This window comes from Bradyrhizobium aeschynomenes (genome assembly GCF_013178945.1).
Taxonomy (GTDB): domain Bacteria; phylum Pseudomonadota; class Alphaproteobacteria; order Rhizobiales; family Xanthobacteraceae; genus Bradyrhizobium; species Bradyrhizobium aeschynomenes.
This window is the reverse complement of record NZ_JABFDM010000019.1, coordinates 86,297-103,171: the sequence shown is the minus strand read 5'-3', so window position 1 is coordinate 103,171 and position 16,875 is coordinate 86,297. Positions and strand designations below refer to the sequence as shown.

Sequence of the window (16,875 nt, the reverse complement as noted above, 5' to 3'; positions counted from 1 at the left end):
CTACGACGCCAGCTGCCGCTACGACGCCAGCTGCCGCTACGACGCCAGCTGCCGCCACGACGCCAGCAGCCGCCGCGACGCCAGCAGCCGCCACGACGCCGGGCGGCGGCGATGGTGGCGGTGGCGGTGGTGGCGGTGGTGGCGGTGGCGGTGGCGGTGGCGCCGCGGGAGCAGCGGCTGCAGGGCTCGCACGTTTCGGATCATGGTTCACTGGGGCTGTAATTTTGATCCTAGTGCTCGGAATCCTCGCCGTCTTGCTTGCTAATCCTCGTGTCCTTCAAGAGTTGAAAGACGTTAGCTACGCCCGAGGTGTCATCACTTCTATCATCGTGCTCGCGACTATTGGTCTCGCCGGTGTCTTAGTATACCAATCGTCCGGAGCCACTGATGATAGTTTCCGACGCGCCCGCGAAGTATACGCTGGCCTGATGGGTATTCTCGGGACGATCGTCGGATTTTATTTTGGAACCCCCGAGAAACCGAGCGCTCCGTTGGAACTTGCGCCGGTGAAAGTCGCTGAAAAGCAGCTGATCACTGTCGCGTCTGGAGGTACTCGCCCTTATCAGTACTCCATCACATCGACGACAGAAAAGGATTTCAAAGAAATCAATGGGCGCTCCGAGGATGGGTGGATAGTTGCGTTCGTAGAGCAAGCAAAGCCGGGCTTGCGACTGACAGTTACTGTTACGGACAATAAGCAGCAGAAGGAGACGAAGAGCGTCGATCTCCCTGGAGTGATAAGTGTCCAACCACCCCCGGCTCCGGGAGCGCCACCGGCTCCAGGAGCGCCCGCAGCGGACTCAAAATCGGGTCAATGAGCGCTCGGGCGCCCAGCACATGTACACTGCTGCGTTGGTGAGCTGACGTTTGACAGTGAAACGGACGTTCAATGGCTCACGGCGCCGGCGATGCTTCGGGCATAGACTGCCCGGTGGAGCCCGTCGAACCCTTGGCCGCCGTGCCCGTCGAGCGGAACGCGTCAATGGCGTTCTGCATCCGTGTCTCGATCCGCGTCAGGAAATCCGGCGACGGCTCAACCGTCACTTTGCTTCAAGCGTGGCATTACCTTCGATCTCGGCCTTGACGGGCTCATTTGGTGCCGATGCCCGTCGCCTTGCGCGATGTCGTCGATCGTTCAGCCCGGCGTACCCTTTCCCGACGTCCCTGCGTCACCGCGGGATTGTGGACTGCACACCGAACGGCGGCAGCGGCCGCACTTTCTAAGTTCAGTGCACGGTCACCGTCATGCCGAATGCTCCACGGCGTGGCCATTCCCGCGCTAACCGGAAGCTCAGCGACGGCGGCGCGCGTCCGCAGCCTGTAGTGACCGCGGTGACACGCTGGACGGCGGAGCCGGCAGCCATCGATGGCATCGCGGTGTCGCGCGATGCTCTGCCCGCCTTACGCCGCCCGCACCGAGTCCAGGAAGCGGCTGACCTCGTCGCGGAGGCGGCTGCTCTGGCCGGAGAGCGACTTGGCGGCGGACAGCACCTGCGAGGAGGCCGAGCCGGTCTCGTCGGCGCCATGCCGGACGCTGGCGATGTTCGCCGAGACCTGCTGGGTGCCGTGCGCGGCCTGCTGGACGTTGCGCGAGATCTCGCGGGTGGCCGAGCTCTGCTCCTCGACGGCGGACGCGATCGCGGAGGCGATCTCCGACATCCGGGCGATGGTCTCGCCGATTTCCTTGATCGAGCCGACCGACTCCTGGGTCGCCGCCTGGATGCCGCCGATCTGCTGGCCGATCTCACCGGTGGCCTTGGCGGTCTGCTCGGCGAGTGCCTTGACCTCGGAGGCGACCACCGCGAAGCCGCGGCCGGCCTCGCCGGCGCGGGCGGCCTCGATGGTGGCGTTGAGCGCGAGCAGATTGGTTTGTCCTGCGATCGCGTTGATCAGTTCGACGACGTCGCCGATGCGCGCGGCGGCCTTGGCGAGCTCGGCGACGTTGTCGTTGGTCTTGCGCGCCTGCGCCAGCGCCTCGTTGGCGATGCGCGCGGAATCCTGCACCTGGCGGCTGATCTCGTTGACCGACGAGCTCATCTGCTCGGCGGCCGCGGCCACCGAATGCACGTTGGTCGAGGCTTCCTCGGAGGCCGAGGTCACCACGGTGGCGAGCTCCAGCGAGCGGCCAGCGGTCGTCGTCAGCGAGGCGGCGGAACGCTCCAGATCGGCCGAGGCCGACGACACGATGCCGACGACGTCGCCGATCGCCATCTCGAACTCGCGCGTGAAACGCTCGACGCGCTGGCCGCGCTCGATCTTGGCCTGCGCCTCGGCCGCGGCCTCCTGCTCGGCGCGCTTCTTCGCGAGCAGCGCTTCCTTGAAGGTCTGCAGCGATCCGGTCATCGCGGCGATCTCGTCGTCGCGATCGATCGTCGGGATCGCCACGTCGTCATGGCCGGCCGCCATTTCGCCGATCAGACCTGTCAGGTTCACGATCGGGTTGATCACGCGGCGGCGCAGCAGCATGGTGACGAACACGAGAATGCCGGCAAGGGCGACAACGACGACCATCGCCAGCGCCAGCATGCGATAGGCCGCGTCACGCGCCGCGACGGCGCTGTCGCGCGCCTCGGTGATGGCGGCATCGCGCACGACGAAGAACTTCTGCACGGCCGGGACGACCGCCTCGGCCAGGCTGTCGGCGGTGAGTGTGTAGTTGAGGTCGCCGAGCCCGGCTGCGAGGTCCTTGTCGATGATCGGAACGGCGCGTCCGAAATAGGCCTCTCGGGCGTCCTTGAAGGCCGCCAGCAGGCGCTCCGGATTGCCGAGCTGGTCGATGCCGGCCTCCAGACGCTCGCGATCGACCTCGGTGCGGCCCTGGGCGCGGTCCATCGCCGCCTTCTCGGCCGGCGTCACGGCGCGGCGGGCGCTGAGCGCCGGCGACAGCGCGGCGGCGCGGCCGCCGGCGGTCACGCGCAGGTCCTGCGCGGTGCGGGCGACGTCGAGCAGCGTCGTCAGCGATGCGTCGGCATTGGCGATACGGTTCTGCAACTGGTTCAGAATCGGCTCGATCGCGAGCGCCACCTGGGTCACCCCCGGCAGGAGGCTCTTGATGACAGCGGGATCCCGCGCACTCAGCGGCACGGTCAGTGTGGGGTCGACCTTGGCGAGGATCTCGGACAGCTTGGACGACGCCTGCTCCAGGCTCCGCGTGATCGCCGCACTGTCGGAGACGTTCGCCAGCTGCGCGCGGGCCTTGGCAAAGGACGCCTCGGACGACTGCCTGATCTTGCGGACGCCTTCCAGCTGCGCCGGCGTTGCCGGATTGTCCTGGAAGATCGGGGTGATGTAGGGGGCGCGATGACCGACGACATCCTGCGCGTAGAGCAGCACCGCGCCGAACGCCTCGACGGTCCTGATCGCTTCCGCCTTGTCGCTGACCGCTCTGACCTGCTCGATGACGACCTGGGCGGCAGGCAGGACGGCAAGCGCCGTTACGGAAAGCATGGAGATTGCAAAGAGGCGGCCGATCTTCATCGTTGAATCCCGGGTTCGAGTCGAATGAAGCTAGAATCGTATGCTTAAGACGATGCTTAATTCGACACCCGTAGTTCCACGGAGTGGTCGTCATCCGCGGAAGGCACCAGGGCGGCCGCTCCGGAAGGACCGTCACACCGGCCATCGCAACAGAGGGGCCGGGCGCGGCGATGACCTCGGACTGCTCCCAGCTCATGGGAGGCTGACGTCTTCTACAGATCGAAATTCGTCGGCAGCATCACGACGTCGCGGATGGTCATGCCGCGCGGACGCATCAGCATGAACATGATCACCTCGGCGACCTCCGAGGGCTCCAGCAGGCTGCCGGACTCGCGCGCCTCCTTCAGCTTCTCGGCCGGCCAGTCGGCGATCAGCGCGGTGACGACCGGGCCCGGCGAGATCGCGCCGACGCGGATGCCGTGCTTGAAGACCTGGCGGCGCGTGGTCTGAACGAAGCAGTCGATCGCCCATTTCGACGAGGCATAGACCGGCTCCCAGGGGGTCGGATAGTGCGCGGCGAGCGAGCTGGTGACGATGACGTCGCCGGACCCGCGCGCGATCATGTGCGGGAGCACGTCGCGCACGTTCTTCATGACGACGTTGACGTTGAGGGTCAGCATGCGGTCGATCGCGTCGCCGCTGGTCTCGACGAGGTCGCCGCCGAGATAGCTGCCGGCATTGGCGTGGAGGATGTCGAGCCGTCCGGCCGCGTCCAGCACCCGCGGCATCAGCGTGGCGCAATCCGTGGGGTCGAGCAGGTCGATGACCACGGGGATCATGGCGTCGCCGTGCCGCTCGCGAAGACGCGCCAGCGCCGCGGCATCGCGGTCGATCATCACCACGCGGGCGCCAGCCGCCAGCATCACCTCGCTGCTGGCGAGCCCGATGCCGGACGCCGCGCCGGTCACGGCTGCTACCTTGCGTTCGAGCGCTCCCGCCATCGTCGCCTCCTCACCGCTGTGATCTGCCGATCAGCGTAGCAAAAGATGGCGCGCGATGTCGGGGGGCAATCGGCCGGCATGGCTGGGCCCTCGCTGGCACGCGCCTTGCCTCGACGAGGGCAATTCGTGCACCGCAGGGGGGTCCCAATGAGCAGCTCGCATTTCGATTTCACACGCCGCAGCCTCCTGCTCGGCGGTCTCGGCGCCGCCGGGCTGACCTTGGCACCGCGCAGCGCCTGGTCGCAGGGCCGCGCCGAGACGCTGCTGGTGGTGCAGGAGCTCGGGCCGAACTCGCTGGACATGCAGGGCGTCGGCTCGAACCAGACCGTGAACGGGCTCGCCTGGAACTGCTACGACCGGCTGCTCAGCTATGCGGCCAAGGCCCTGCCGGACGGCACGACGTCCTACGACCGCGCCGTGCTGGCGCCGGAGCTGGCCGAGAGCTGGGAGGTCGCCGCCGACGGCATGTCCTGCACCTTCAAGCTGCGCAAGGACGCGACCTTCCATGACGGCACGAAGGTGACCGCGAAGGACGTCAAATGGTCGTTCGACCGCGCGGTGTCGGTCGGCGGCTTCCCGACCTTCCAGATGTCGGCGGGATCGCTGGAGAAGCCGGAGCAGTTCGTCGTGGTGGACGATCACACCTTCCGCATCGACTATATCCGCAAGGACAAGATGCTGCTGTTCAACGTCGCGGTGGTCGTGCCCTTCATCATCAATTCGGAGCTCGCCAAGAAGAACGTGACGGCGGAAGATCCGTGGGCGCTCGCCTGGCTGAAGGCCAACGAGGCCGGCGGCGGCGCCTACAAGGTGGAGAGCTGGAAGCCGGGCACGGAGACCATCCTGAGCCGGTTCGACAATTGGACATGCGGACCCTTGCCGAAGATCAAGCGCGTGATCGCGCGCGACATTCCCTCGGCCGGCACGCGGCGGGCGATGCTCGAGCGCGGCGATGCGGATCTCTCCAGCGGCTTTGCGCCGCGCGATTTCGATCAGCTGATCAAGGAGGGCAAGGTCAAGGTCACGGGCGTGCCGATCCCCAACGCGCTGTGGTATGTCGCGCTCAACACCGCCAAGCCGCCGTTCGACAATGTCAAGCTGCGCCAGGCGATCGCCTGGGCGATGCCCTATGAGCAGATCCAGTCGAGCGCGTTCTTCGGCCGCGCGGTGCCGATGTATGGCGGCGCAGCGGAGGTGTCGAAGCCGGTATGGCCGCAGCCGTTTCCCTATGTGACCGACCTCGATAAGGCCAAGGCTTTGATGAAGGAGGCCGGCCTGGAGGGCCTGGAGACGACGTTGTCGCTCGACGCAGGCACGGCGACGGTCGGCGAGCCCACCGCGATCCTGATCCAGGAGAGCCTCGCCAAGATCGGCATCAAGGCGGGAATCGAGAAGATTCCCGGCGCCAACTGGCGCACGACGCTGAACAAGAAGGAGCTGCCGATGGCGCTCAATCGGTTCTCAGGCTGGCTCGATTATCCCGAATATTATTTCTACTGGAATTTCCACGGCCGCAATTCGATCTTCAACATCTCGTCCTACCAGAGCAAGGAGATGGACGCGCTGATCGACAAGGCACGCTTCACGACGGATGCCGGCGAGTATGAGAGCACAGTGAAGGCCTTCATCGCTCTGTGCATGCGCGAGGTCCCGGTGGTGCCGCTGAACCAGCCGATCCACGACGTCGCGATGCAGAAGGCGGTGAGCGGCTACGAGTTCTGGTTTCACCGCGAGCCGGACTATCGACAGTTCGTGAAGGGGTAGTTTCGCTCGTCATTCCGGGGCGTGCGCAGCACGAGCCCGGAATCCATCTCACCACACAACGCGCTGCAGAATGGATTCCGGGCTCGACGCGCTTGCGTGCGCCGCCCCGGAATGACACCGACACCAGAATTGCCTTTTCCTCACAACCACCCGCGCCGCCTGAACTGCCAGTACAGCGTGCTGCACACGACCGCGATGAAGCCGAGCACCGCGTAGTAGCCGTACTGCCATTTCAGCTCCGGCATGTGCTCGAAGTTCATGCCGTAGATGCCGGCGACCGCGGTCGGCACCGCGAGGATGGCAGCCCAGGCGGTGAGCCTGCGGGCGATGTCGGTCTGCTGCGCCTGGCCGGCCATCATGCTGGCCTCGAACACGAAAGCGAGGATCTCGCGAAGGGAATCCGCATCCTCCTCGGCGCGCCTGGCGTGGTCGAGCACGTCGCGAAACAAGGGAGCCATCTCGGCATCGATCGCGACGTTGTCGACATGCTCGAGCCGCTTGCAGACGTCGACCACCGGACCCACGGCGCGGCGCAGCCGCAGGAGATCGCGCCGCAGGCGATACAGCCGGTCGACCTCGTGGCGCGCCAGCGGCCGCTGCAGCACGACCTCCTCCAGGGTCTCGACCTCGGCCATGATGCTCTCGGTCACCGGCCGGTAGTTGTCGACGATGAAGTCGAGGATCGCATAGAGGATGTAGTCCTCGCCCTTGGCGAGCGAGCCCGGACAGCTCTCGCAGCGCTCCCGCACCGCGCCATAGGAGGTCGAGGCGCCGTGGCGCACCGAGACGACGAAGCCGGGGCCGACGAAGACGTGGGTCTCGCCGAATACAATATGCTCCTTGACGAGCTGCGCAGTGCGCGCGACAACGAACAGTGCATCGCCATATCGCTCGACCTTCGGCTGCTGATGCGCCTTCGACGCATCCTCGATCGCGAGTTCGTGCAGGCCGAACTGATCGGCCACCCGTTGCAGCAGCGCCGCATCCGGCTCGTGCAGCCCGATCCAAACCACGTGGCCCGGCCGCTTGCTCCAGGCGCCGGCGTCCTCGATCGGGATGTCGGCGACGCGGCGGCCATCGGCATAGACGCCGGCCGCGACCACGCCGGGTTCGCGCGGCTCGCCATGCGCCCGAACGGCCGGCGCATCGGCTGTCTGCATCGTGACGTGACGCATGGTGGACTCTCCGCTCTGCGGACCGACTTTCGACGCGAGGACTCGCCGGGTCAAGCGGCGCATCAGGTCACGCCGGTCGGGCCGTCGAGCAATTGGCGGACGCGGCGGACCAGATCGGTGCGGCGGTACGGCTTGTTGATGATCTCGAACTCGCCGATATTGGCATCGGCGCGCTCGACCGCGGCGTCGGAATAGCCGGTCGTGAGCAGCACCTTCAGCTTCGGCTGGCGCTTGCGCGCCTCTCGCGCCAGCACCGTGCCGTTCATGCCGCCGGGCATTACGAGATCCGTGAACAGCAGATCGAAGCGGGTCTCCGAATCCAACAGCTCCAATGCCGCGTGCGCATTGGCGGCGACCTCGGTGCGGTAGCCGAAATCCTCCAGGATCGAGCGCGCGAGCTCGGCCACCTCGGCGCGATCCTCGACGATCAGAATGCGCTCGCTGCCGGTGCGATCCATCGCCATCGCGGGACGGATGGACGGCGCCGCGATCGCCTGCTCTGTCGCCGGGAACAGCAGCTGCACGGTCGTGCCGAGGCCGACCTCGCTGTAGATGTAGGTGCTGCCGCCGGACTGGCGCGTGAACCCGTAGACCATGGCGAGGCCGAGACCGGTGCCCTTGCCCTCCTCCTTGGTCGTGAAAAAGGGCTCCGCGACGCGTGCGAGAATGTGGTGCGGAATACCGACGCCGTCGTCCGACACCTTCAGCGCGACGTAACGCCCGGCCTTGGGCACGCCGAACTGCGCGATGTCCTCCTCGGCGATCTCCTTGTTCTCGGTGCGAATCGTGAGCGTGCCGCCCTGTGGCATCGCATCGCGCGCATTGACGAACAGGTTGAGCAGCGCGACCTCTGCCTGGGTCTGGTCGACCCGGCTGTTCCACAGGCCCGGCTGCGCCTTCACGACGATGCGGACGCTTTCGCCGAGCGTGTGCCGCGCCATCTGCACCATGGTCTCGATCATGTTGTTGAGGTTGATCGGCCGGCTGTCGAGCCGCTGCTTGCGCGCGAACGACAGCAGCTGCTGCGTCAAGGTCGCGGCGCGGTTGGCCGCCGCGCGGATGTTGTCGACGGCCCGGCGGTGCCGCGGCGCGAGCTCGCTGACAGCCCCCTGCAGGGTCTCGGTGTAGCCGATGATGACCTGCAGGATGTTGTTGAAATCGTGCGCGATGCCGCCCGTGAGCTGGCCGATGGCCTCCATCTTCTGGGACTGCACCAGCGCACTCTCCGCGTCGCGCCGGCGCGAGACATCGAGCTGCGAGCCGAAGAAATACACCAGCTCGCCGCTCCGGTTGTAGACCGGGCTGATGAACAGCGCATTCCAGAACGCCGCGCCGTTCTTGCGGTAATTGAGGATCTCGACCGCGATGTCCTGACGGTTCGCGATCGCGGTGCGGACCGCATCGATGGTGTCGCGATCGGTGTCCGGCCCCTGCAGGAAACGGCAATTGGATCCGACGATCTCGCTGAGATCGTAGCCGGTCATCTCCAGAAACGCCCGGTTGGCAAACAGAATGGGATTATCGTTCTGGCGCGGATCGGTGACGATCATCGGCATCCGCGTCGTCTCGACGGCGGCGAAGAAGATGTCGTGACGCTCCGACGACAGATCGGACGCATCGCCGCTGTCGACGACGGCGCGATCGCGCTGCGGCCTGTGCTCTGACATCTTCCCTGCTCCGCCTTGGTCCCGTGATGACGCGCATGATTGCGCGGGCGCCGTGTTCCGATGCAGCGCACATCGATATGCCGCCCGATGGGCTCGGGTTCCCGCAGCCAAGGCCTGCGTGAAAGCCGGCCCGTGCAATCTCACGAAAATGCGACGAGCGGACGCGGGAACAATCCTCGCGAAGATGGCGATACCCGCCTCGTGCCCTCGACCGGATGGCAGCGAGCAGCTACATCGTCGCTTCGATCATCCGGGCAGGAGCACACGTCATGACAGGACAAAAGGTCGCGCTGGTCACCGCCGGCGGCAGCGGCATGGGCGCGGCGGCGGCGCGCCGTCTCGCGGCTGACGGATTCCAGGTCGCGATCCTGTCGTCATCGGGCAAGGGCGAGGCGCTGGCCGCTGAGCTCGGCGGCCTCGGCGTCACCGGATCGAACACGTCCAACGATGATCTCAAGCGCCTCGTCGACGGTGCCGTCAGCCGCTGGGGCCGCATCGACGTGCTCGTCAACAGCGCCGGACACGGTCCGCGGGCGCCGATCCTGGAATTGACCGACGAGCAGTGGCACGGTGGGCTCGATACCTATCTGCTGAACGTGATCCGTCCGACGCGCCTGGTCACGCCGATCATGCAGGCGCAGAAGAATGGCGCGATCATCAACATCTCGACGGCCTGGACCTTCGAGCCGTCGGCGATGTTTCCGACCTCGGCGGTGTTCCGCGCCGGTCTCGCCGCGTTCACCAAGATCTTCACCGACAGCTATGCTGCCGACAACATCCGGATGAACAACGTGCTGCCCGGCTGGATCGACAGCCTGCCGGCCACCGAGGAGCGCCGCAGCACAGTGCCGTTGGGCCGCTACGGCAAGTCGGAAGAGATCGCCGCCACCATCGCGTTCCTCGCCTCCGAGGGCGCGGCCTACATCACCGGCCAGAACATCCGGGTCGACGGCGGGTTGACGCGCAGCGTGTGAGACGCGTCAGAACATCTCGAAATACTCGCGCTGCTCCCAGTCGGACACTTCCTGCTGGAAGCGCTCGATCTCGGCGTTCTTGATGAAGGTGTAGTAGTCGATGAAGGTGGCGCCGAAGGCTTCGCGGAAGAATGCGTCGTCCTTCAGCGCATCGACGGCCTCGCGGAGCGATTTTGGCAGCGGGCTCGCCTTGGTCTCGTAGGGCACGTCGGCCGACGGGCCGGGGTCGAGCTGGCGGTCGATGCCGTCGAGACCGGCTGCGATCTGCGAGGCCATGTAGAGATAGGGGTTGGCGGCGGGCTCGCCGATGCGGTTCTCCAGCCGTGTGGCGCGATCGCCGGCGCCGCCGAGCACGCGGATCATGACGCCCCGGTTGTCGCGTCCCCAGATGGCGCGGTCCGGCGCCAGCGAGTAGGAGCGATAGCGCCGGTAGCCGTTGATCGTTGGGGTCGAGAATACCGCAGAGGCGCGCGCATGCGCGAGCAGGCCCGCCATGTAGTGGCGGCCGAGCGCGGACAGACCCTCAGCGTCCTGCGTCATGAATGCGTTGCTGCCGTCGCGCGCCACCAGCGACTGGTGCAGATGCCAGCCCGACGACATCACGTTCGGAATGCGCGGCCGGCACATGAAGGTGGCGTGATAGCCGTGGCGCTGCGCGATCTGCTTCACGGCGCTGCGGAACAGCACCATCGTATCGGCCGGCACGAGGCCGAGCGACGGCTGCAACACGAACTCGCACTGGCTCGGCCCGTATTCGAGCTCGATCGAACGCAGCGGCAGACCGAGTGCGACGAGATTCGCCCTGATGAGCTCGAGGGCCGGCTCCATCTGATCGAAGCGCTGCTCGGTGAGATACTGATAGCCCTGCGTCAGCAGGCTGACGGTGGGCGGCGCGCCGGGCTGGCCCGGCATGCCGGCGTCGCCAGGGGCGAGACGGGGGTCTTCGACCTTGAAGATGTGGCATTCGACCTCGAGGCCGGCCATGAACTGATAGCCGCGCTGATCGAGCCTCGCCAATGCCGATCGATAGAGGTTGCGCGTGGCGAACGGCACGGGCGCGCCATTGGCGAAATACAGGTCGCACAGCACCCAGCCGGTGCCGGGCGCCCAGGGCAGCACGCGGAACGTGGTGGGATCGGCGACCATCAGCGCGTCGCTGCCACCCTGCATCTCGGCCATGCCGAAGCCGCCGCCGGCGGTGAACACCGGAAACACCGTGCGGTGCGAGGTGTCCTTGGCGAGCAGGGTCGTGGTGATCGAGCAGCCGCTCTCCAGCGAGGACAGTGCGGCATCGATCGTGAGCGTCTTGCCGCGCAGGATGCCGTGCTGATCCGGGAACGAGAAGCGGATCGTGGTGAGCCCGTGCTCCTCGGCGAGGCGGCGCATGCGCACCGCGGCCTCGGCCTGCTCGGCGCTCCACAGCTGATGCTTGTCGACGAAACTCAACGATGACTCCTGATTAGGATGGCGAGGCGCGCGATCGAGTTCGCGGCCGTCGGGAAGGTTCGGTGCCGGCCTCACCCGCCTGCGGCTGGGCAATCGCATTTGGAGATCGCAGTGTAGCACCCGTCTGTGTCCACATCGTCATGGCCGGGCTTGTCCCGGCCATCCACGTTGTTCGGTATCCCGAGGACGGCGTGGATGCCCGGGACGAGCCCGGGCATGACGGAGTAAATAATTGACAAGGCTGCTCGTCGCGACAGCCCCCATCAAATGCGCGCTCACGCTCACCATCACTCCGCAGCGCTGAGATGCGGCGCGAGGCGCACGATGTCCGCCGGCACCGGCGCTGCCCAGGGGGCGTTGCGGCGGCGGCGGACGTCGACTTCCATCCAGTAGGTCTCCCAGCCGCGTGTCGGACCGATGCCGTCCATCGTCGCCGGGCCCTGCACGCTACGGGCCTCGGCGGCATCGAGGAACAGCATCGGCGGCTCGCCGCTCGCGACCTTCTCGATCTGCTCGCGCAGCATGCGGCGATATTGGATGATCGCCTTGTCGGACTGCCCGAGATGCTCGCGGGTGCGGTCCTGGATCCGGCCCATCGACTCCACCGCCCACTGGTCGTGCACGTTGATGTCGTTGCCCATGCCGGTGTAGGTCGCGGTCGCCTGCTCGCGGGGATCGAAGCCGTAGTCGTTGCTCTTGTTCTTGCGCGAGCGATAGTCCGGCAGCTCGTAGAGCTCCAGCCGCTGCGCCCGCATCTTCGCCCGGTCCACCGGCGCGCCGTAGCTGGTGAAGATGGCGTACCAGTAGCAGGTCTCGTCATCGACCGGCACGTGCCATTGCGTGATCGTCATCTCCGTGCTCATCGGAATCACGAAGGCATGCGGAAACAGCTGGTTGGTGACGCGGACGTGGGTGCGCTCGGCGTCGATCTCGCGCAGCGCGATGATGCGCAGGCCGTACTCGGTGCGCTCGACATTGATGATCGGGCGATCGTACTCGCGCAGCACCTTGGTCATCGGCAGCTCGCTGTCAGCCGAGGCGCCGCGGAACTGCTTGCCATAGGCCGTCGAGGTGTCCTCGTCCTCGAAGAAGCGATGCAGGAACGAGGCGTGGGCCGGGTCGATGCCGACCTCCAGCGCCTGGAGCCAGTTGCACTCGATCAGGCCCTTGAAGGCGAAGGTGTAGGTATCGGGCGCGGTGAAGCAGTCGAGATCCGGGAACGCCGGCGCGGCGCCGTCGCCAAGCCAGGCCCAGAGGATGCCGCCCTTCTCGACCACCGGATAAGAGCGCTGCTTGACGTTCTTGCACAGCGGCGAGCCGGCCGGCTCCGCCGGCGTCTCCAGGCAGTTTCCGTCGGCGTCGAACAGCCAGCCGTGGAAGGCGCAACGCAGCCCGCCATTCTCCAATCGTCCGAAGGCGAGGTCGGCGCCGCGATGCGGACAATCCCGGTCCAGTAGGCCATAGCGGCCATTCCCATCCTTGAAGAGAACGAAGTCCTGACCGAGCAGCTTGACCGCGCGCACCGGGCGCTCGCCCGCCAGCTCATCGACCAGCGCAGCCGGCTGCCAATACATCCTCATTAGTTTACCGGCAGGCGCGCCGGGTCCGATGCGGGTGATCAGGTCGTTCTGCTCCTGGCTCATCATGATGGCCGTCTCTCCTGTTCCGTCGCAAGTCGGGCGTTGAGCGTCACGTGATCATCTAATAATGTTCGCTAGACGAACACATGTTCGCCCAGATTAGATTCGCTTTAAGTGGGGAGAAGCGCAAGTGAAAAAGCTACAACCGAAGCCGAGGGGCAGGCGGGCAGCAGTTTCACTGCGGCCGAGAACAACAACAGCGGATCGTGTCGGGCCGATGCCGAAACTAAAGCGCACTGATGAGGAGAAGAAGCAGGCCCGGGGCGATGGTCCCGAGTTCGTGGAGGCTCTCGACCGTGGCTTGCGCGTCATCCAGGCCTTCAGTCGCGAGGGCCGGCCGATGACGCTGAGCAAGGCCGCGGAACTCACCGGCCTTGCCCGCGCCACGGTGCGACGGATTCTGCTGACCCTGAAAGCCTCCGGCTTCGTGCATGGCGACGACCGCCTCTTCTCGCTGACGCCGCGCGTCCTGCTGCTGGCATCCAGCTATCTCGCCTCCAACCAGCTCAACAGCGTCATGCAGCCGTTGATGGACATGGCGGCCAGTGAGGCCCACGAGGTCTGCTCCCTCGCCGTCCTCGACGGCGACCAGGTGGTGTTCATCGCGCGCGCGACGCCGGCGCGCATGTTCTCCACCGGGCTGGAGATCGGCTACCGTCTGCCCGCCTTCTGCACCTCGGTCGGTCGCGTGCTGCTCAGCCGGATGCCGGACGATCAGCTGCGCCACACGATCGAGCGCATGACGCTGACGGCGCCGACGCCGCAGACCTCGACCGACAGGGAGGCGCTGATCGCGGCGATCTCGGCGGTCCGCAGCGATGGCTATTCGCTCGTCGATGGCGAGGCGGAACCGGGCTTTCGCTCGATTTCCGTGCCGATACGCCGCTATGACGGCGGCATCGTCGCGGCGGCGAATATCGGCGGCCATGTCGATCGCATCTCGGTCGATGAGATGAAGGAGCGCTTCCTGCCGCTGCTGAACAAGCTGTCGGCAACGGTCCAGCCGCTGCTGGTCTGATCGTCCGCTGCCCCCGGCAGGCTGACACGGGCTGCGATGAATCGGCGCACGCAACCGTCACGACTCCGGCCAACGCCTCCGCTCGCGCCATCGCGAGCTCCGCTCCCGGCACCTGCCCGGCATGGCTGCTGGCGGCGCAACTGCATCGCCAGCCCGACGGGACCAGCTCTGCGGACCAAGCCCCTCTGCTCGCGATCCACCGGCGGCATCTTCGTCGCTCCCTGCACTGCGGCCAATCATGGCGAAGATGATCGTCCGCGCCCTGCGACAGTGGCTGCGATGTCATCACTCGCAGCACAGTGCCAGCAACTCATCGCCGCGAGCAAACAAGCAAGCCGACCGCGTGCGGCCACGTGAAGTTTCGCCCTCAACGAACTAATCGTTATGGTCGCAATCGCGCCTGCGCTTCGCTGCATGCCCATTACGTGATATTATCATGACACCCGACCCCGTTTGCCACGATTGACGAACTCTCCAGGTATCATCGCGCCGCATGCGATGGTGGCATGATCCGGGGCGCAAGTAATTAGATCCCGGCCTCGCGCGCGAATTGCGGACGGCGCCACCAGATTGCCGCGAATGGCGACGCGATCACGAGAGACCGCAGCGAGCGGTACTCCAGGCGACATCGCATGCGGCCTGTTCACCGCGACGACCGGTCAGCCCCATTGCCGGGAGCAGAGAGCCGGAGGGGACGAGGTCGCCCCCCGGAGCTCAGCGTGAAACGGTCGACTTCGTTGGACATCGGCGGCGTCTCGCGCGTAAATGGCACATCGGGCGCGAGACACCCGGTAATGCCATCCAGGGGAAGAGCCATGACTGAAGCGCTGCCGCTCGTGCTGGTGCCCGGACTGATCTCGTCGCCGCGCATCTATGCGCCGGTCGTTCCCGCGCTGTGGCGGCTCGCGCCGGTGATGGTGGCGAACCACATCCGCGATGACAGCATGGCCGGAATCGCACGCCGCATCCTAGCCGAGGCGCCGCCGCGCTTCGCGCTCGCCGGTCATTCGATGGGCGGCTACATTGCCTTCGAGATCATGCGCCAGGCGCCGGAGCGCGTCGGCCGGCTGGCGCTGATCAACACCCAGGCGCGGCCCGATACGCCGGAGGCCGGCGCGCGGCGCCGCACCATGATCACGCGCGCGAAGGACGGCGACTACCATGGCATTGTCGACGAGCTGTTCGCAGGCTTCGTGCATCCGTCGCGCCAGGACGATCCGCGACTGCGCCAGATGGTGCACGACATGGCCGAGGAGGTCGGCGTCATGGGCTTCATCCGGCAGTTGACGGCGATCATGTCGCGTCCGGACTCGCGGCCGACCTTGACCGCGATCCGCTGCCCGACCCTGGTGCTGACCGGCGACACCGACAATACCATCCCGAACAGCCTGTCGAAGGAGATGGCCGACGGCATCGACGGCAGCTGGCTGGTCGTGCTGGAGAATTGCGGCCACCTGCCGCAGCCCGAGCAGCCGGAGGAAACGGCGCAGGCGCTGATGGAGTGGTTGAGGGGGTGAGATGGCGATCACAGCCTATTGCTGGCGTTGCGGCATCGAAGTGCCCATGCTCGACGAACAGGAGTGGGCCGAGATCGAGCCTCTCCTGAGAAAGCGGATTGACGACATCAAAGACTATCGGCGGTCGAATGAATGCACGCTTGGGCAAGCCGCAGCTGCGGTCGACGGCAAAGCGGGCGCGCTGCAGCGATACCGCGAACTGACCGGCTTCGAGGAGACGAATGCCCTTGCGATCTGGCACCATCGACGAAGCGATTTCGGTCCGCCATGCACGTCGTGTGGCAAGCCGCTGAGAACACCGCGCGCAAAACTCTGCGCCGCGTGCGGAACGCCAGTTTCCTAGCATCTTCCAATCCCACCGTCGTCATTCCGGGGCATTCGCGGCACGCGAATGAGCCCGGAATCCATACTCCCGGCGATTCGTTTTGGAGCGAGAACGGCGTGCGGAGGCACCGAGAGTTTCAGCAACGCTCGTGGCTATGGATTCCGGGCTCGCGCTTCGCGCGCCCCGGAATGACGATGGAGAGAACTTACGGCTCCACAAAGCATCGCCTGGACGAGAGGGCCGGCGAATTCGTCGCAAGCGATGCGCAGCTCACGTGTCCCGTGAGGCGCGCTCACGTCTGCTTGTGCCCCACCCTCAACCCATCCACGAATACATCCAGCAGCCGCAGCACGCTCTGCTGCCAGCCGGTCTGGTCGTGCATGTAGCACATGCCGATCAACGCGCGCAGGACGTCATCGGCGGTGATGTCGCCGCGGATCTCGCCGGCGTCGACGGCGCGGCCGAGCAGCGCGCCGATCGAGCGGGTGAGATGGGCGTGCGAATAGGCCGCGAGCTCGGAATTCGCGGTCATCACGATCGCGAGCGCGGCCATCATGCCCTTCTTGGTGGCGACGAACTGCACCGTCGAACGCAGCCAGCGGCGGAGCGCCTCGACCGGCAAGGGCTCGCTCTTCAACTCCTCGGCCAGTTCGGCAAGCTGCTCGACCTCGCGGCGATAGACCGCCTCGAACAGGTCCTCGCGGGTGGGGAAATGACGGTACAGCGTGCCGATGCCGACGCCGGCCTGGCGCGCCACCGCTTCCAGGCTGGCCTCGGCGCCGCCGACGCTGAACACCGCCTTGGCCGCCTCCAGCACACGCTCGCGATTGCGCTGCGCATCCGCACGCGGCTTGCGATGGTGCTCTTGTGGTTTCGTCTCCATCTCACCAGCTCTTGATGACGGACCGTTCATGTCCCCTTGCTAAACGGA

General features: G+C 66.2%; 13 protein-coding genes. 6 read left to right on the top strand and 7 right to left on the bottom strand.

Features of this window, described 5'->3' with window-relative positions:
• Window positions 1–222 (top strand): hypothetical protein (locus HL666_RS32715; protein ID WP_210262420.1); only part of this gene is annotated, 222 nt, incomplete at its 5' end.
• Window positions 223–1,401: 1,179 nt separating this feature from the next.
• On the opposite strand, the gene HL666_RS32710 is transcribed toward HL666_RS32715, so the two are convergent.
• Window positions 1,402–3,477, bottom strand: a complete 2,076-nt coding sequence (locus tag HL666_RS32710) for a methyl-accepting chemotaxis protein (protein ID WP_172185648.1) — start codon at window positions 3,475–3,477, stop codon at window positions 1,402–1,404.
• Window positions 3,478–3,689: 212 nt separating this feature from the next.
• Window positions 3,690–4,418: an SDR family oxidoreductase gene (locus HL666_RS32705; RefSeq protein WP_172185646.1), complete on the bottom strand. Its 729-nt coding sequence runs from the start codon at window positions 4,416–4,418 to the stop codon at window positions 3,690–3,692.
• 147 nt (window positions 4,419–4,565) lie between these two features.
• Here HL666_RS32705 and HL666_RS32700 point away from each other — a divergent pair, with 147 nt between their 5' ends.
• The gene (locus HL666_RS32700; protein ID WP_172185644.1) at window positions 4,566–6,182 is read left to right on the top strand and encodes an ABC transporter substrate-binding protein; all 1,617 of its coding nucleotides are present in this window, start codon (window positions 4,566–4,568) and stop codon (window positions 6,180–6,182) included.
• 140 nt (window positions 6,183–6,322) lie between these two features.
• On the opposite strand, the gene HL666_RS32695 is transcribed toward HL666_RS32700, so the two are convergent.
• Both HL666_RS32695 and HL666_RS32690 read right to left on the bottom strand, forming a co-directional pair.
• Window positions 6,323–7,357 carry a magnesium and cobalt transport protein CorA gene (locus HL666_RS32695; protein WP_172110201.1) on the bottom strand — a complete coding sequence of 345 codons (1,035 nt, stop codon included), beginning with the start codon at window positions 7,355–7,357 and terminating at the stop codon, window positions 6,323–6,325.
• 62 nt (window positions 7,358–7,419) lie between these two features.
• On the bottom strand, window positions 7,420–9,024 hold the full coding sequence (locus tag HL666_RS32690; RefSeq protein ID WP_172110202.1) for a hybrid sensor histidine kinase/response regulator: 1,605 nt from the start codon (window positions 9,022–9,024) through the stop codon (window positions 7,420–7,422).
• A 269-nt stretch (window positions 9,025–9,293) separates the two neighbouring features.
• On the opposite strand from HL666_RS32690, the gene HL666_RS32685 reads away from it, so the two are divergent.
• On the top strand, window positions 9,294–9,998 hold the full coding sequence (locus tag HL666_RS32685; protein WP_172185642.1) for an SDR family oxidoreductase: 705 nt from the start codon (window positions 9,294–9,296) through the stop codon (window positions 9,996–9,998).
• Between the two features lie 6 nt (window positions 9,999–10,004).
• On the opposite strand, the gene HL666_RS32680 is transcribed toward HL666_RS32685, so the two are convergent.
• Both HL666_RS32680 and HL666_RS32675 read right to left on the bottom strand, forming a co-directional pair.
• Window positions 10,005–11,444 (bottom strand): glutamine synthetase family protein, encoded by a 1,440-nt coding sequence (locus HL666_RS32680; protein ID WP_172185640.1) that lies wholly within the window; start codon window positions 11,442–11,444, stop codon window positions 10,005–10,007.
• 287 nt (window positions 11,445–11,731) lie between these two features.
• Entirely contained in the window at window positions 11,732–13,090 is a 1,359-nt protein-coding gene (locus HL666_RS32675) for an aromatic ring-hydroxylating dioxygenase subunit alpha (RefSeq protein ID WP_172185638.1), read from the bottom strand.
• Window positions 13,091–13,301: 211 nt separating this feature from the next.
• Between HL666_RS32675 and HL666_RS32670 the strand changes: the two genes are divergently transcribed.
• The 3 genes from HL666_RS32670 to HL666_RS32660 all read left to right on the top strand — a co-directional run bounded on the left by HL666_RS32670 (window position 13,302) and on the right by HL666_RS32660 (window position 15,962).
• Window positions 13,302–14,102: an IclR family transcriptional regulator domain-containing protein gene (locus HL666_RS32670; protein WP_172110206.1), complete on the top strand. Its 801-nt coding sequence runs from the start codon at window positions 13,302–13,304 to the stop codon at window positions 14,100–14,102.
• 815 nt (window positions 14,103–14,917) lie between these two features.
• Window positions 14,918–15,619, top strand: a complete 702-nt coding sequence (locus HL666_RS32665) for an alpha/beta fold hydrolase (RefSeq protein WP_172133792.1) — start codon at window positions 14,918–14,920, stop codon at window positions 15,617–15,619.
• Between the two features lies 1 nt (window position 15,620).
• Entirely contained in the window at window positions 15,621–15,962 is a 342-nt protein-coding gene (locus tag HL666_RS32660; protein ID WP_210262418.1) for a zinc-ribbon domain-containing protein, read from the top strand.
• Window positions 15,963–16,236: 274 nt separating this feature from the next.
• On the opposite strand, the gene HL666_RS32655 is transcribed toward HL666_RS32660, so the two are convergent.
• Window positions 16,237–16,827, bottom strand: a complete 591-nt coding sequence (locus tag HL666_RS32655) for a TetR/AcrR family transcriptional regulator (RefSeq protein WP_172110208.1) — start codon at window positions 16,825–16,827, stop codon at window positions 16,237–16,239.
• Between the last annotated feature and the right edge of the window lie 48 nt (window positions 16,828–16,875).

Excerpts from the sequence above, each read along its gene's own strand:
- HL666_RS32695 (WP_172110201.1), bottom strand. The coding sequence starts at position 7,357 with ATGCGTCACGTCACGATGCAGACAGCCGATGCGCCGGCCGTTCGGGCG.
- HL666_RS32690 (WP_172110202.1), bottom strand. The coding sequence starts at position 9,024 with ATGTCAGAGCACAGGCCGCAGCGCGATCGCGCCGTCGTCGACAGCGGC.
- HL666_RS32670 (WP_172110206.1), top strand. The coding sequence starts at position 13,302 with ATGCCGAAACTAAAGCGCACTGATGAGGAGAAGAAGCAGGCCCGGGGC.
- HL666_RS32665 (WP_172133792.1), top strand. The coding sequence starts at position 14,918 with ATGACTGAAGCGCTGCCGCTCGTGCTGGTGCCCGGACTGATCTCGTCG.
- HL666_RS32685 (WP_172185642.1), top strand. The coding sequence starts at position 9,294 with ATGACAGGACAAAAGGTCGCGCTGGTCACCGCCGGCGGCAGCGGCATG.
- HL666_RS32675 (WP_172185638.1), bottom strand. The coding sequence starts at position 13,090 with ATGATGAGCCAGGAGCAGAACGACCTGATCACCCGCATCGGACCCGGC.
- HL666_RS32700 (WP_172185644.1), top strand. The coding sequence starts at position 4,566 with ATGAGCAGCTCGCATTTCGATTTCACACGCCGCAGCCTCCTGCTCGGC.
- HL666_RS32710 (WP_172185648.1), bottom strand. The coding sequence starts at position 3,477 with ATGAAGATCGGCCGCCTCTTTGCAATCTCCATGCTTTCCGTAACGGCG.
- HL666_RS32655 (WP_172110208.1), bottom strand. The coding sequence starts at position 16,827 with ATGGAGACGAAACCACAAGAGCACCATCGCAAGCCGCGTGCGGATGCG.
- HL666_RS32660 (WP_210262418.1), top strand. The coding sequence starts at position 15,621 with ATGGCGATCACAGCCTATTGCTGGCGTTGCGGCATCGAAGTGCCCATG.
- HL666_RS32705 (WP_172185646.1), bottom strand. The coding sequence starts at position 4,418 with ATGGCGGGAGCGCTCGAACGCAAGGTAGCAGCCGTGACCGGCGCGGCG.